We start from the raw sequence: 15812 nt of genomic DNA, 5'->3' as shown, positions 1-15812 counted from the left end.
TCTATTATTGGTGACCAAATGCACGGACTGAAACAGCTTCTAGACGCGATGGCGTGCTGTTGTTAGCGAAGGTATCGCCAAACACACCGCCTACCGCACGACCATCAGCAATCAAGTCTTCGCCATTAGTATCGACTAAACGAATCGTCCAAGTACCTGCGACATCTTCGCCGTAGAACGCGTTTGCTAAGAAGCGTGTGTCTTCTAAGATGTACTGACTACAAACGCCGTCTGCGCCCACGTTAAGTGCTTGGCGACCGGTCAATAGTTGTGTAGTCGTGCCCGCTGGTGAAGTCACTTCAACCGCTAAGTCGTTACCTGCAGTCGATAAAGCACAACCTGCAAAGTCATCGTTAGCAACAGTGAGTTGGAACTCCAAGCCTTCCAGCGTCATACCGGCTTCCATTTCGAAGCTGTAAGTCGCACCCGCTGGATCATTGTCAGGAACGTCAACCGGCGTTTCTGGAGAAACGTCAACCCAGTCCGAAGTCATCAACGGACCCATTGAACCGGCCGTCATTTCTTTAGCCATGGCAACCGCATCGCCCGCGTTGACGCGACCAAAGCCGTATTTCAGGTTAAAGTTATAACCCGCAGCGTTCTCAATCCAACCTGCGTCAGCAACAAACTCACCATCGCCGACCGTTAGGACTGCACCTGGATCTTCTGCATCAATAACCGTTGCTGTGCTCGCTAAGATATGGCGAATCTCACGTGCACTCAGGTCTGGATTGGCAGAACCAATCAATGCCACTACACCTGACGCGTTCGGCGCAGCAGATGAAGTACCGTTAAAGGTGCTAGTGTAATCACACGATACGTTGTCTGGGTGGCCCGGTGCGTTGAAAGACTGGACACCGGCATAATAGCCTGGCACACCGACTTGGCCATCAAGCGAGTCACCGTATGGGAAGCTTGAATAACCTTGTAAACAGGTTGATTGGTCAGTGGTGATCATCGCAGGTTCAATTTCACCGTACTCACCCGCAGGGGCTGATACAAATACGTTAGAACCAGCCGTTGAGTAACTGGTATGGGTACCATCCGCATTAACCGCAGCCACTGAGACGTTGAAGAAACTACCATTGCTTGGATCAAAGTTACCATTGATACAGCTCAAGCCTGCTTCTGTCGCCCCTGTAGCATCACAGATATCCGAGAAGTAACCGGCACTGCCTGTATCGTTAAACGCGTTACCTGATGATTTTACGTTGACAGCACCTAAGCCGCCCCGTAAACCAAGCATGGTATAAGTCGCGAACGACTCATCAGTTGCTGACCACGCCAACGCAAATGGTACTGAAATACCATAGCTGCGGTTGTAAGCGATAATAGGATCGTTTTCGCTGATACCACTACCCGGGATACCATGGCTCAAACCGCGATTTAAAGTGGTTTGTGTGCCCCCTCCACCAAGGAAGTTCACACCAAAAATGTGGGCCTGAGGCGCTACACCACGACCACCCAGGCCGTTGTTCGCAGCCGCTGCAATTAAGCCACCGACAGACGTACCATGGTCACCCATCACACTTGAGCTCGTCGGGTCGCCCTTATTGGTCGCGCCACTGATTAAGTTTAATGATTTATTGGCTGCGATATTAGCGCGCAAATCAGGGTGATTCAGCTCTAAGCCCGAGTCTACAACACCCACGATCATGCCTTGGCCAAATGCACCTTGCATATGTGCCGCAGCAATGTTCATGTCGTTTCCTGCTTGAGAAACGGTTGAGTCTTGGAACAGCTCGTAAGCTTGGTCTTCGGTGTAGCCGAAGCTGTTAATCAGGAAGTCGAAAAATGCTTCGCTCTGCGCGTAAGCCATTTGCCCAGTGTTACGCAAATGCCATTGTTGATTAGCTAGCGGGTCACCTTCTACGCTTTCAATCATCACTTGCGCGGTCGTTGTCGCTTCACCGTCGCTCACAGAGATTTCGATGGTCGCAGGGTCCATCGTGATAGGGAAATAAGTGAAGTGACCGCTACTGTCGATAGAAACCGTTCCGGGGGTTTCAGAATCCTCAGGAACAACAACTCTTGCGCTATACGTAAGACTGTCATTATTCGCATCAGTAGCAGTCACAGAACCGGAAACCGGAGACCACTGCTCGGCAGCGGCAATGTTATCACTGCTAACTTCAGGTGCGTAATTAGTGTCGTCATCACCGCCACAGGCAGAGAGACCGAAAATTACTGCTGCTGACAAGGTGGCCAGCTTAAAAGATTTGGTTGTCATGGGAGCCTCATTGTTATGTTTTTACCCAGACACCCAATGCTACATGAAATTGTTAATTTTTAGTAACAGGAAATTCCAACAAAATGTAACAGTTTGTAAACTTCATATTAACAATTACTCATCAACTTGAAGCAACTCGCTTAACTTGCTGATTTAGCGATAAAATACGGATTCAAGAACGATTCTTTCTGATTGTATTTGAGCGGACTACCGTCAATTTCGGTAACAATTCCACCTGCAGCATTAAGTACTGCATGGGCGGCACCGGTGTCCCATTCGCTGGTTGGACCTAAACGTGGATAGACATCCGCCTCGCCTTGCGCAACTAAACAGATCTTCAAAGAGCTGCCCATCGGTACCAACTCATACGGCTTACCTTGTTGCTCTAACCAAGCAATCGTTTCTTCAGAAGGATGTGAACGTGAACCGACAACACGTAACGTATCGGGTTGTTCCTGAGCGACCGAGATTGCTTCACCATTCAACTCAGCCCCACAGTCACGTTCACCGTAATACATATCATCTTTAGCCGGTGCATAAACGACTCCGATAATAGGCTCACCATGCTCGATCAATGCGATATTAACGGTGAACTCGCCGTTACGTTTAATAAATTCTTTCGTACCGTCTAACGGATCAACTAACCAATAGCGGTGCCAGTTCTTACGTTGTGTCCACGAAATTTCGCAGCTTTCTTCGGAAATAATTGGGTACGTATGTTCGAGGTCATTCAAACCATTCACAATCACCTTATGAGCCGCCAAATCAGCCTTAGTGAGTGGGCTATCGTCGCTCTTCGCCTCGACACCAAAATCATCGTTTTGATAAATATCCATGATTGCAGCACCTGCATCACGCGCGATAGTCAGTAAATCTTTCTTGAACATAACAACCCTTGCTAGTTATTGATGGGGTATAAAACCGTTAGCGATAAGATAATCAACCACTTGCTGAGCAGCGGCTTCGATGACTACCTCAGCGGTTTTTAGGTGGACTTCGGGCGACTCAGGCGCCTCATAAGGCGACGAGATCCCTGTAAAATGGGGGATTTCCCCTTTCCGCGCTTTCTTATACAAACCTTTGGGATCGCGTTGCTCGCAAACCTCCAACGGTGTATCGACATACACCTCAATAAACCGATCACCGGCTAACTCACGTGCCTGCTCGCGGTCGCTTACAAACGGTGAAATAAACGCAGTACTGACGAGAAGCCCAGCGTCGGCGAACAGATTAGCCACCTCGGTAATACGGCGAATATTCTCGACGCGCGAGTCGTCATCAAAGCCTAAGTCTTTGTTAAGACCGTGACGGACATTATCACCATCCAATAAATAAGTGTGGCAACCACGCTCAAATAACATGCGATCAACGGCATTGGCGATGGTCGACTTACCCGAGCCACTTAATCCAGTAAACCATAAAATAGCGGGCTGATGCCCTTTTTGCTCGCAACGCTCTTGGTGCGAAACGGCCGCTTGGTGCCAAACTATATTAGTGTCCATTGCGTGCCTTCTTAATAATATCGTTAGTTGAAGCATCGAACTGAGGCGCATCATTGGAATTCAATGCCGCCAAGATGTCAATGGCGCACTTCTTACCCTTTTCTACCCCCGGTTGGTCAAACGAGTTGAGCTGCCAATAAACACCTTGAGTAAATACTTTATGCTCGTAAGCGGCAATCAAAGCGCCGAAGGTTTCAGGTGTCAGTTGTTGCATCATTAACAAGTTTGAAGGGTGACCGCCCGGATAATGATCGCGTGGCGAATCGCTATTTTTATCGCCGAATTTCATTAACTGACGATGCGCCAAGCAGTTAGCCACCGAAAGTTGCTGTTGCTCTGCCAACTGAGCCGCCACCTCGTTAGAGAACCCCGGCGCTTGCCGCTCCAGTACCAAGACAAAATCGGCAGCGAACTGATCAAAACCCTGATGCAAGTGTTGGAAAAACGCGTGCTGCCCATTGGGTCCAAAACCACCCCAAATAATCGGTCCAGTCGGGTAGTCAATGGCTCTATTGTCTGCGGTCGATTGCTTACCGTTACTCTCCATATCAAGCTGCTGGAGGTAATTCGGTAACATCCGCAAACGACCATCATAGGGCAATATCGCCAGGTTATTGATACCCAGTTGTTCGCGGTTATAGATGCCGTAGAGCGCCATCAATACCGGAATATTCTCATCGGCAGGTGCTTCAGCAAAATGCTGATCCATTGCACGAGCACCCGCCAACATGCGTTCAAACGTATGAAGACCACAGCTCAAGGCGATACTCAAACCAATCGGCGACCACAACGAGAACCGGCCCCCCACGCCCTCATCAAAGGGTAGTTGGTGCGTCAACGGAATACCGTAATCCAGCATCTTCTGCTGATTAGAGGACACACCAATCACATGGTGTTCAAGCCACGCTTGCTCGTTAAAGTGCTGTTTTACCCAAGCACGCACCGTATTAATATTGGCAAAGGTATCGATAGTGCCAAAGCTTTTCGAAGCGACGATAAATACCGTGGTCTCTGGGTCAATAATAGGCAATACCGCATAAAGCTGACCGCCATCCATCGATGACACAAAGTGCACATCAAGCGCATGCTCACCCTCGATGTGACCATCATCGAACTCTTTAAGTGCAAACGAACCCATATTAGGGCCCAAGTCCGAACCACCGACACCCACATTGACTACAGCGGTAATACGCTTACCGGTGGCACCACGCCATTCACCACCGCGCAGCTGATGCACCATATGGTTAAACTTTTCACGCCCAGCAGCGCGCTCACCCTCGGCATTCTCCGCACGCTCTAAACAATGGACAACCTGACGCTGCTCACTTTGATTAATATAGGTGCCTTGCATCAATTGCTCACGCAACGAGTTAAAGTGCTCGGGCAATTTAACCTGCTCGATAACCGCGCTGACACGCTCTTGCTGAAACGCTACATCGAGTGTCAAACCGGCTCCATTAATTTGCGTCATGGTTGCTTCCTTCTTGTTCCTGCTGTTGCCCTTCCATAGGTGTGCGATAACCATTCGGAAAACCTTTCTGCCAGCGCCACGTATCACGCATCATATCTTCGAGCGTACACTGTGTGCGCCAGTTTAGCTCTTTCTCAGCTTTGCTTGCATCGGCCCAAAATGCCGCTAGATCACCGGCACGACGGGGTGCAAAATGATACGGAATACTCACGCCATTAACACGCTCAAAAGTCGACACCATGGAGAGTACCGAGGTGCCCTCACCCGTGCCCAGGTTATAAATATGCACACCCGGCTTACTCGCGTTAATCAACGCTTTACGGTGCCCCTCGGCTAAATCGACAACGTGCAGATAGTCTCGCTCACAGGTACCGTCTTCGGTATCGTAATCATTACCAAAAATTGACAGCTGTTCGCGGCGTCCCACCGCAACCTGAGCAATAAATGGCATTAAATTATTAGGCTTACCTTGCGGGTCTTCACCAATAAGGCCAGAGGGATGCGCACCAATCGGATTAAAATAGCGTAGCAGGGAAACCGACCAATCAGAATGTGCATGCTGAATATCCTCGAGCATTTTCTCAACCATGGCTTTGCTGGTGCCATACGGGTTCGAGGTGCGACCGCGTGGCATTGATTCTTGATACGGCACAGGTGCATCTTCGCCGTACACCGTCGCAGAGGACGAGAACACAATACTGGTGACGCCAGCCGCTTGCATCGCCTCAACCAAGCTCAAACTTCCGTAAACATTCGCCGAGTAGTACGCAGTTGGTTGCTCTACACTCTCACCCACGGCTTTTAAGCCCGCGAAATGAATCACCGATTCAATAGCGTGTGTTTTTAATATTTCGGTAACCTGAGCGGTGTCGCGCACATCGGTAGCATAAAATGGAATCGTTTCGCCGGTAATGTACTCAACCCGCTTGATACTCTCTTTGCTACTATTCACTAGGTTATCCAGCGCAACCACCTGGTGACCGGCTTCAATCAGTGCCACCAACGTATGAGACCCAATGTAGCCCGCTGCGCCTGTTACTAATACATTCATGTCGTTACTCTTAATTAATTCTTTTAGTCCAAGCCGAATAAATCACGGCTATAGACTTTATCTAGGCAATCTTCCAGCACCGGCTCGCGGCGATTCGAAACAATCAAATCACAATCAACTTTAAAACGTTCAAAGTTCTTTTCAACCCGCGCGTTTAAGAACCTGTCACCGTTAAATTCTGGCTCAAAGATAGTGACGTGCGCGCCCTTGGCAAGCAACCGTTCAATCACGCCCTGAATTGCAGATGCGCGAAAATTATCAGATCCTGACTTCATGACTAAGCGGTAAATACCGATATGCTGCGGGTTGCGTGCGAGAATATCATCAGCGATAAAATTCTTACGCGTATCATTAGCTTCGACTATCGCTTTGATCATGGTTTGCGGTATGTCGTTATAGTTAGCCAATAATTGCTTAGTATCTTTAGGCAAACAATAACCGCCATAACCAAAGGACGGATTGTTGTAGTGATTGCCGATACGCGGATCTAAAGAGATGCCATCCACAATTTGACGTGTATTGAGTCCATGCTTTGCCGCATAAGTGTCTAACTCATTAAAGTACGCAACACGCATCGCCAAATAAGTATTGGCAAATAGCTTTATCGCCTCCGCTTCGGTGGAATCGGTTAACAAACAAGGGATATCATCAACCACTGCCGCTTCTTTCATCAAGTTGGCGAACAGTTCACCGTTTTGACCACGGTCACCTACCACGATACGCGACGGATACAAGTTATCGTGTAGTGCTTGGCCTTCACGTAAAAACTCCGGTGAAAAGATAATCTGACTATCGCCAAGTTCCTCGCACAGCGCTTTGGTAAAGCCAACCGGAATAGTCGACTTAATAACAATCAGTGCATCGTGATTCACACTGCGCACTTGTGAAATGGCTTGCTCGACCGTCTGGGTATTAAAATAGTTAGTCTCAAGGTCGTAATCTGTTGGGGTGGCGATAATCACCAGCTCTGCGCCAGCGTATCCTTCTTGTATATCGGTTGTCGCCCTTAAGTCCAGTTGATGCTGTGCACGAAACTTATCGATATCGCGATCTTTAATCGGTGAGCGACCTTGATTAATGGCGTCTACCTTAGCTTGCACAATATCAACTGCAGTTACTTGATGATGTTTAGCTAATAGTACTGCATTTGAAAAACCCACATAGCCTGTCCCGGCAACCGCTATCTTCATCAAAACCCTCTGTCCCTATTGTGATTCTATTTCTTTAGTCATTCGATCTTTTAAAAACTTGGTCAGGTAGACAAAGCCGCACCCAATCAAGGCAAACACCATCAGTCTGATGGGCTCTGAAACAGCCAATAGTTGCATGAAAATACCGATACCTGCAATCAACACACCTATTACAAGTAACGATATGAGTGTAGTTCGTTTAGAGTAACCCGCCTTTTCATAAAGATGGTGAATATGCTGACGGTCTGCTCTAAACGGATTACGTTTTTGTTTTAAGCGTCGCGCAACCACCGTTTGTAAATCCCAAAATGGCACTGCGACAAAAAACAGTGCAGTAATCGGCTCCATCACTTGCGGCAAGGGTCCTGAAGGCTGTGAGCCCATAATAAACAACCAAGAAACAGTAAAACCGAGCAACATCGACCCGGCATCCCCCATAAAGACCTTGCAGGTATGACCCTCAGGTTTCATGTTGGCATACAGATAAGGAATTAAAGCGGCAAATATCAACGCGCTGACAAAAAATAACGTACTATTGCCAACGAATAAGCACAACGCCGCAAACGCGGCTACTGCAACCAGTACCAGCGAACCGAGCAGTCCATCAATACCGTCTACCATGTTAAATGCGTTCATAACGCCCACCACGGCAAACACTGTAAAACCGCCTGCCAATGGCCCTAACAGAATCTCGCCATTACCCAACAGGTTGCCAAGCGAGTCAATCCGCGCATCACCGGATATCACAATCAGTGTGGCGGCAAGCACCTGTCCCAATAGGCGCATGCGTATGCTGATATCATAGCGGTCGTCGACAATCCCCACTGCGACCACCAAACTCGCCGCCAAAATAAAGAAGCGGAAAGTCGCATGCTCGGGTGCCCATACGCCAAAGGCGAACAACAGCCCTAAAAAGATCGCAAGACCGCCGACAAGCGGCGTTTTATCGGTATGGAGTTTTCGCTCATTCGGGTGGTCAACCAGCCCCCAAATGCGTGCGCGATGTCTAAAATGCTTAATGGCAAGTGCCGTTACAATAAAACAAACTGGCAACGAGAGCCAATGCTCGATGATCATTCAAAATCCTTGCTAAAACTGCCCGTTGTGTAACTCAATCAGCGCAACATGATGAATTATTAATTTTCGTTTTTGTTTTGTTGCTGGGTGTGTTTTAAACACAGCGTTACACGTTGGAATTATTACTCAATTATAGCGGATATTCCATTAAAGTCGCTGCAATCAAGTTGTAAAATTTGTTATTGCTTAATATGTCCACGGTTAAATGTGGTTTTTATGCTATAAGCGTTGTCCATATTGGCGTAGCATATCACTATGCAATAGTCATAACTATCATTCAATAACCTTTAATTATGATCATTATACTATATTCGCTATTTAAAAACGCTTAAACCGCAAAAGCACCCGTTTTAGTCTTGTTCGCCACAGCTTAAGTGCACTCGCTTCGCTCGCCCAGGCACGCTCTTCAGCAATCTCATCAAGCGCTTGCTCCACTTCACACAATGCGCCACTTTTGCGACTCAAGTAACGCGGATAACGAATTAACGTCGCAGCAACGAGTTCGGCTAACGACCGCTTCTGGTTGCGTCGTGCATTGGGGTCGATGTCGGTGGTGAGTCCCCAGCCCGAATAAAACGGCTGGCCATAACAGGTAACAGGGATTCCCCGTAGTAGCGCCTCAAAACCGGTTAACGAGGTCATGGTATGCACTTCATCGACCTTACCTAACAATGTCGCCATGTTGTCGTTTAATATCACCGCATCGCAGAGTGCATAAAGACGCTGTTGGGCTTGGTCAGCTTTACGCAATCCGGCGACGACATCAGGGTGTGGCTTATAAACCAAATAAGCTTCAGGATTGCGTTCTCTCACCGCCTCAAGTAGCTCAATATTGGCTTTTAAATGCGGTGACCCGAACTGTATCGATGCGTCCGACTCAACTTGCCCTGGCACCAAAATGATGTGCTCGACCCCGTCAGGTCGCTGCCACGCGTCATTGCCGATGTTGTACTTACTAACTTGCTCGTTGACCAAGCGTTGTTGCACTGTCCGCGCACGCGCTAGCTCGTGCTCACTAAACGTCGCATGTTCAAGAATCTGCTCTAAACGAGAAGGACGAGTGGCATCGTAGTACATACCCAAATCATCAATCACCCAAGATTTAGGTGCCGTTAAATCAGCGCCCAACCCCACCGAGCGAATAAAACCATCTTCCACGGAAATACGCGGCGTATGGTCTTTGCGACCCCACCCCACATAAAGCGTATCCTTCGGCGGCGCAACATGACGCGGCAAAAAGGTGAGATCGGTGCCATCTAGATACTGTTCGATAAATGGCTTTTTCCAACGAGGAAAACGCTCCGCAGTAAGTTGTGGAGGAAAGGCAGAACGATACTCGCGTTGTTTAGCTATCCAATCAATCAACGACTCTATTTCACAACACTGTTGACGTTCAGGATGCCAATAACGAGCGTACCGCACCAATGCCGCATGAACCAACTGTACGAGTGAGGCAACGCAACGTGATTCAGGTGACTTAAGATAGTCGTGCGTGAGTCCCCAACCTGCATAAAACGGCATACCGTAGGTATAAACCGGCTTACCCCACAACAACCCTTCAAAGCCCATCTGCGAGGTGACACAAAATACCGCCTCAGCACCCGCTAATAAATCCGGCGGATGAATAGAGCGACCTTCTAATATGACTTGCGAGTCATCTTTTAGGTTATCCGGGTCAAAGTGCCCTTGCTTAGTGCCCGCGAGCACATCCGGGTGGGTCTTGATAACCACCTTATGGTTTGGATAGCGTGCTTTCGCATCTTGCAACATCACCTTAAAGCGCTCAGGATCAGCGGCGCCTCGCGTTATCGATGCATCACCAAACGTCTGATCGACCACCAACACATAAGGTCCTGAATAATCAATCTCGAGCGGACGGCAATGGTTATACTTAGACACTCGTGCGTCGCGCCATTGTATGATAAGCGCCTCAGCACGCGCTGTTTGTTGATCATTTAACGATTCAGGAATCAGCTTAAATAGGTCCGATGGCGACGCAGGATCATAATACATCCCTCCGCGATCGATCACGATACCCAATGGTGAAGACTCAAACCCCAGTTTAACAGAACGTAAAAACGCATCTTCTAGCCGCACAACAGGCAGCTTCATTTGCTGTGCCAGCCTCTGGGCCTTGATTGCGGAAGCTTTGTAGCCCCACGCTAATACCCCCTCTGCGTGTTTTTTTGTAAAGTGAGGTCGTCTCGGTGATTTATACTCGACACGCGCGTTGAGCATGTCGGTTAAGTACGGCGTATTTTTGAGTACGCGGGAACTTGTGTAATATTTCACCGAAGATAGAGGAGATTCCAAACTTTACTTCCCTTTTGTTAACGAGATCATCAAAATACCAGATTCACTCATGCTTGAGGATATTGTTTTGTCATCGTCGAAAAGCGCCCAAACCATTGCATTTGTTGCCGGCAACAAAGCCAAAGATAAAATGCTGCAGGATCCTGCATTTATTTATCGATGCGAAAATCCGGCGTTAGCGCTTGAGGCGCAAGGTCACGACGTAACCTTAATTCACGCACACGATTTTATGAGTACCCATAAACGGTTTGATAGGGTCGTGTTTCATCGACCCCATATCCGTGATTGGCGTACCCGTTGGCATATGAGCCGTATTCTGCGTCGTTTAAGAAAGCAGCGTAGCGTTCTTATAGCCGATTTCGATGACTTAGTGTTTTCACCCGATTTCGCACAATTCAGCCCCGGCTACGTTAATGGTTTAGTCAGCCTAAAACAAACGCAAAAAAATTTTGCTGCGCATGACAAAATCTTAAGTCGCTTCGATGCCTTTACAGTATCGACTCAACCTTTACTCGAAGCCATGCAACAACGGGTGGAGGGCGCCAACGTTCACTTGCTACCAAACTCACCTCATCTGTCTTGGCACCGCGACCATGCACAGGTGAATGCGCCTAGCCCAAAAGAGTTTATCATTAAATACCTACCGGGCACACGCAGTCACGACCGCGACTTTGCACAAGTCTACAAACCACTCAGTGAGTTTTTGAGTCAGCATCCCAATGCTAAACTCAAGATAACAGGCGTGATCGACGAGCAACGTATTCGCGAACAATTAGATTGCGAGCCAAAGCAACTCGTGTTTGAGCCGAAACGGCCATTCACTGAATATGCAGACGTAGTGAACGATGGTCATGTGCATATTGCTCCATTAGAGCACTCGGTATTTAACGACTGTAAATCAGCTTTAAAAGCCATCGAAGCGGGGTTCTATCAGCGACCGATTATTGCTTCGCCGATCCCGGATATGCAGCGACTTAAACATGAAGGACTCATATTGGCAAATAACGATAAGGAGTGGTTGCGGGCTTTAGAGCAATGTTTAAAGAGTAAAAACGCATACGATTACCGTTTTGTGATCAACGATACATACAACGCCGAGCAACACGCGCAGGATCTGCTCGCCATTGCCCGTGCTCAGTAAACTTATGAAGCAACAAAAATGGATAAAATCAGCCAGTGATGGAGACTACTCCGAATCGGTTCTAGAGGCGTTCAGGCAGGACTGGCAAACAAAGCAATCGGCGCAAGCCTTTTTGCGCTATGCCATTATGCTACGCAACCGAGGCCGCACATTAGATAGGCAAGAACAACAAACATTGCACGAACTGCATCAGTGTGCCTCGTTTAAGCTGTTGTTCAAAGGGCTTTCTAAGCACCAAATTCGCCAATTGACTAACCTGGTGGATGAACTCAATAGCAATACTCAATCGGCACTCGGAGTACCTAAGCACAGTCGTCGCCTGGCTTTATCGTTGCGGTCTCAACAAACTCGATGGCAAACCCGGCTGCAGTCCGAACTCGCTCAAGCGCAATCGGTGGCGGTGGTTGGCAATAGTCCCAAGTTACTGGAATCAAGCCAAGGCGCGTTCATCGACTCACACGACCTAGTCATTCGTTTTAATCAATTTTTGCCGACGGACGGACGAGATATATCGAGCAGTATCGGTAAAAAGCTTGATATTTGGGTGATGTCCCCCGGTTTTCGCGGCCCTATTCCCGCGCACGCCCGCTACATACTCATCACCGGCCCCGATATGATTTGGTGGCAACAAAATTGGCAACACTTGGCTGGCGCCAACTGTCCAATCCTAGGTATTCCACTTGCCTCATGGCAAACCAGTGTCGCTAGGCTCGATGCACCACCGAGTGCGGGCTTTGCGTGCCTCGATTGGCTTATCAATGATCAAAGAATTGCAAACATTCGCCCCAGCGCCTTGGGTTTTGGTTATAATCCTACCCAACAATCGCGTTACCATATTCAAAATGATGTGCATAAAGCTACGTCACGACACAACTGGCGCGCTGAACAAGAAGTCATAGAAACGTGGACAAAACAATCAAAATTAAACCGACTATAAAATTCGAAGTTAAAAGCAAACGGTGGAAGATAAAATTCACCTCAAGCTCTGCCAAACTAATTGCCATCGAACCACACAAGTTGGGCTGGCAACGGATTACTCTTGCTGCGAAAAACTCGACGGCGCTTAAAAAGCTTCAAGGCACCCTAAATTTTTATCTTCGTCAAAATGACAATATCGCTAGCGTGTCACTCATCAAAGAGTCGCCACGTAAACTGGCGCTAGTATTTTATCGCCACAACCCATTGAACCACTTGGTTTTGGAGTGGCATGACGAAAGCAACGAGCGCAGCAATGAGAAAGCGTTGTTTGTTATAAAGCATCGTGCAATAACAGCAACAAAGGCTTGGTTCTTCATGCTCCAGTCAGTAGCCAAGAGAAAGTCGAACAACGGCGAAAAACATTCGCAAATTTACCGTATCACCCGAGCGCGTCAAAAGCGTCAGGGCACAACGCACGCATTAAAAAAACTGGTCCAAGAATATCAGCCTTTATTGACTCATCAGTTAATAACGTGCGAACCCTACCAATACTGGCGTTTGTATGCAGAGCCGAAACTCAGTGTTAGCCAATCAACTGTAAAAAAAATTCAAATCAATTCGTTCGCAAAGCTGAATGAATTAAACGAAAACCATTGGTACACCCCATTGGGGGATGACGTCACTAATGCGCGTCAATTTGATAAAGCCATCAACGAGGCGATTTCGGCGCATCCTCAAGCCGAGGTGGTGTACTGGGATCACGATTATTTAGCCGATGGGCACCGCGTACAGCCGCAGTTTAAGCCGAGCTGGGATGCAGATTACTTTATGAGCTACGACTACATTGGCTTAGCCTTTGCGGTAAAAGGGTCGGTACTTAAACAATTAATGAGCCATAATGCGGAATTAAAGCACCGTCCGCATTTGCTGTTATTAAACTTGCTGGTAGGTGGACACATCCAATCTTCTCAGCAGTCGATTGTTCATATCGGTGCAGTACTGCAACACCTGCCTGCGACACAAAGTGTATGGTTAAACGCCAAGCAGATGGAGGCGCGACAAACACTCGTACAGCAGTGGTACCAACAGCAGCAATTAGGCAGTGTAAGGGTCGAGTCGGGCTTCTCGGTTGGCGTTACCAAAGCATCTATTAGCCTGAGCGAGCAGCCCAAAATAAGCATAATTATCCCGACTCGGGATGCGCTTGAAGTGACCAAGACATGTGTCGACAGCGTCTTGCATAAAACCAGTTATGCGAACTACGAAATTATTATCGTCGATAACCAAAGTAGCGAACCAAAAACCTTAGCGTGGTTTGATGAAATAGCTCAAGACGAGCGGGTAAAGGTTTTAGCCTATAACGCACCGTTTAATTACTCAGCTATCAACAACTTTGCCGTAGCACATGCAAAGGGTGACTGGGTCTGTTTGCTCAATAACGATACCGAGGTCATCAATGCGGGTTGGTTAACTGAGATGGCACAGTACGCCCTGCGTGATGACGTCGGGTGTGTTGGTGCTAAATTGTACTACCATGACAATACCATTCAACACGCAGGTGTAGTGATGGGTCTTTGGGGGCTTGCAGGCCACTCACACAAGTTCTTCTTGCGTCACGCGCCAGGCTATATGAACCGTTTGGCATCGGTACAAAAATACAGTGCGGTGACCGCTGCTTGCTTACTCGTCAATAAAGCCATCTATCAACGCGTCGATGGCCTCAACGAAGACGACTTAACGGTCGCCTTTAATGACGTCGACTTCTGTTTAAAAGTCCAAGCGCTCGGATATCACAACATTTGGACGCCTTATGCCGAATTGTACCATTACGAGTCTAAGTCGCGTGGTAAGGATGACACCCCTGAGAAGCAAGCGCGCGAGGCAGGTGAAATTGAATACATGCGCCGCGTGTGGTCATCAGAAATTGCAAACGATCCATGCTATAGCGTTAACTTAACGCGAGAAAACGAGGACTTTAATATCCGGCTCTCGTTTGATGTTTAGAGCCCTCGCGTTAATAAAACAGAAGCGCCTTTAATTTTGAAGCGTGTGTTTTTCAATTCCTTAGGTGGAATCTGAAACCTGAACCCGACGAACCCATCACGAGGCGCATTAGTCAGTGCGCCAACATCCGAAGCCTTTTGTGCAACTTGCTCCGCTATTACTTTTCCGTTGCGCAACGCTTGTACAACAACAGGCTTATCACTACCAAAATTATAGGCGGCGCCTTCTACAAAGGGTGATTTTGGCACTTTCTGCCAGTAGCCCATAGCAATAGGCTCACCCGCTTCCATTTGCTGTACTCGCCTTTCAAATACTGTTTTACAGCGTTTATACAATGCAATATCAGACGCATTAATATCAGCTATCTGTTCAAGCTGTTCGTCGGTAATCGCTACTTTCTGATCATCAGGTGCACGATTAGTAACTACTACGGGTAACGTGATGTCATAGACATATTTAAAGAGTTTCAACGAGGTCTCGTATTCTTCCGAAAGCCCGAGAAAGCCGATCATACCAGCGGGAATGCCCCGCAAAAAACGCGACTGAATGTTTATGAAGCGTTTGGTGTTCATAAAGGTCTCTATACCTTTATCATAATCCGCATGTCGACAGAAGTGACGGTATTCTGATACCACGCGTTTAACGGGTTCACGCACGAACGTGACCACATTCTGCGATAGAAACCCACGTTGGTATTTGTGATAGGGGAAGTGCCCTAGCAGAAGCTTTTTCTTATCAAGTTTCCTTATAAACTTGTAGATATCTCCCTGCTCGTAAACATAGTCAATGATCATGTCAGAGGTTTCATTCGACTGCGTTCCGTAATCCAACAACATATGACGCTTGCCAAACTTATCCTCTAAAGCTTTACGAAAACTGGTACCAGCCGTTTTAGGAATGTGAACAAACAACATC

General features: G+C 47.8%; 12 protein-coding genes. 3 read left to right on the top strand and 9 right to left on the bottom strand.

Annotation, left to right across the window (positions count from 1 at the left end; all coding sequences use genetic code 11):
- Positions 1 to 4 precede the first annotated feature (4 nt).
- The 8 genes from BFR57_RS06750 to BFR57_RS06715 all read right to left on the bottom strand — a co-directional run bounded on the left by BFR57_RS06750 (position 5) and on the right by BFR57_RS06715 (position 10759).
- On the bottom strand, positions 5 to 2230 hold the full coding sequence (locus tag BFR57_RS06750; protein WP_071463241.1) for a S8 family serine peptidase: 2226 nt from the start codon (positions 2228 to 2230) through the stop codon (positions 5 to 7).
- A gap of 140 nt (positions 2231 to 2370) precedes the next feature.
- Entirely contained in the window at positions 2371 to 3117 is a 747-nt protein-coding gene (gene cysQ, locus BFR57_RS06745; RefSeq protein ID WP_071463240.1) for a 3'(2'),5'-bisphosphate nucleotidase CysQ, read from the bottom strand.
- Between the two features lie 15 nt (positions 3118 to 3132).
- Positions 3133 to 3732, bottom strand: coding sequence for an adenylyl-sulfate kinase (gene cysC / locus BFR57_RS06740; protein WP_071463239.1), 600 nt, complete (start codon positions 3730 to 3732; stop codon positions 3133 to 3135).
- Positions 3722 to 5203 carry a glucose-6-phosphate isomerase gene (pgi, locus tag BFR57_RS06735; protein WP_071463238.1) on the bottom strand — a complete coding sequence of 494 codons (1482 nt, stop codon included), beginning with the start codon at positions 5201 to 5203 and terminating at the stop codon, positions 3722 to 3724. Before pgi ends, cysC begins: the two co-directional genes overlap by 11 nt.
- A complete protein-coding gene (galE, locus tag BFR57_RS06730) occupies positions 5190 to 6254 on the bottom strand; it encodes a UDP-glucose 4-epimerase GalE (RefSeq protein ID WP_071463237.1) in 1065 nt (354 codons plus the stop codon). The genes pgi and galE overlap by 14 nt, the downstream gene beginning before the upstream one ends.
- A gap of 23 nt (positions 6255 to 6277) precedes the next feature.
- On the bottom strand, positions 6278 to 7444 hold the full coding sequence (locus tag BFR57_RS06725; RefSeq protein ID WP_071463236.1) for a nucleotide sugar dehydrogenase: 1167 nt from the start codon (positions 7442 to 7444) through the stop codon (positions 6278 to 6280).
- A 15-nt stretch (positions 7445 to 7459) separates the two neighbouring features.
- A complete protein-coding gene (locus BFR57_RS06720) occupies positions 7460 to 8521 on the bottom strand; it encodes a hypothetical protein (protein ID WP_071463235.1) in 1062 nt (353 codons plus the stop codon).
- Between the two features lie 318 nt (positions 8522 to 8839).
- Positions 8840 to 10759 (bottom strand): hypothetical protein, encoded by a 1920-nt coding sequence (locus BFR57_RS06715; protein ID WP_290439327.1) that lies wholly within the window; start codon positions 10757 to 10759, stop codon positions 8840 to 8842.
- Between the two features lie 142 nt (positions 10760 to 10901).
- On the opposite strand from BFR57_RS06715, the gene BFR57_RS06710 reads away from it, so the two are divergent.
- The 3 genes from BFR57_RS06710 to BFR57_RS06700 are packed head-to-tail and all read left to right on the top strand — an operon-like array spanning position 10902 to position 14897.
- The gene (locus BFR57_RS06710) at positions 10902 to 11975 is read left to right on the top strand and encodes a glycosyltransferase family 4 protein (RefSeq protein WP_143441054.1); all 1074 of its coding nucleotides are present in this window, start codon (positions 10902 to 10904) and stop codon (positions 11973 to 11975) included.
- A gap of 4 nt (positions 11976 to 11979) precedes the next feature.
- Positions 11980 to 12912, top strand: coding sequence for a glycosyltransferase family 29 protein (locus tag BFR57_RS06705; RefSeq protein ID WP_071463232.1), 933 nt, complete (start codon positions 11980 to 11982; stop codon positions 12910 to 12912).
- The gene (locus BFR57_RS06700) at positions 12879 to 14897 is read left to right on the top strand and encodes a glycosyltransferase (protein ID WP_071463231.1); all 2019 of its coding nucleotides are present in this window, start codon (positions 12879 to 12881) and stop codon (positions 14895 to 14897) included. The genes BFR57_RS06705 and BFR57_RS06700 overlap by 34 nt, the downstream gene beginning before the upstream one ends.
- Here BFR57_RS06700 and BFR57_RS06695 read toward each other — a convergent pair.
- Positions 14894 to 15811, bottom strand: a complete 918-nt coding sequence (locus BFR57_RS06695; RefSeq protein ID WP_071463230.1) for a sulfotransferase family 2 domain-containing protein — start codon at positions 15809 to 15811, stop codon at positions 14894 to 14896. The two genes, BFR57_RS06700 and BFR57_RS06695, sit on opposite strands and share 4 nt — an antisense overlap.
- Between the last annotated feature and the right edge of the window lies 1 nt (position 15812).

Source organism: Idiomarina sp. MD25a (genome assembly GCF_001870515.1).
GTDB lineage: Bacteria > Pseudomonadota > Gammaproteobacteria > Enterobacterales > Alteromonadaceae > Idiomarina.
Note: the sequence above shows the minus strand (reverse complement) of the source record. Positions and strands in the feature narration are given on the sequence as shown.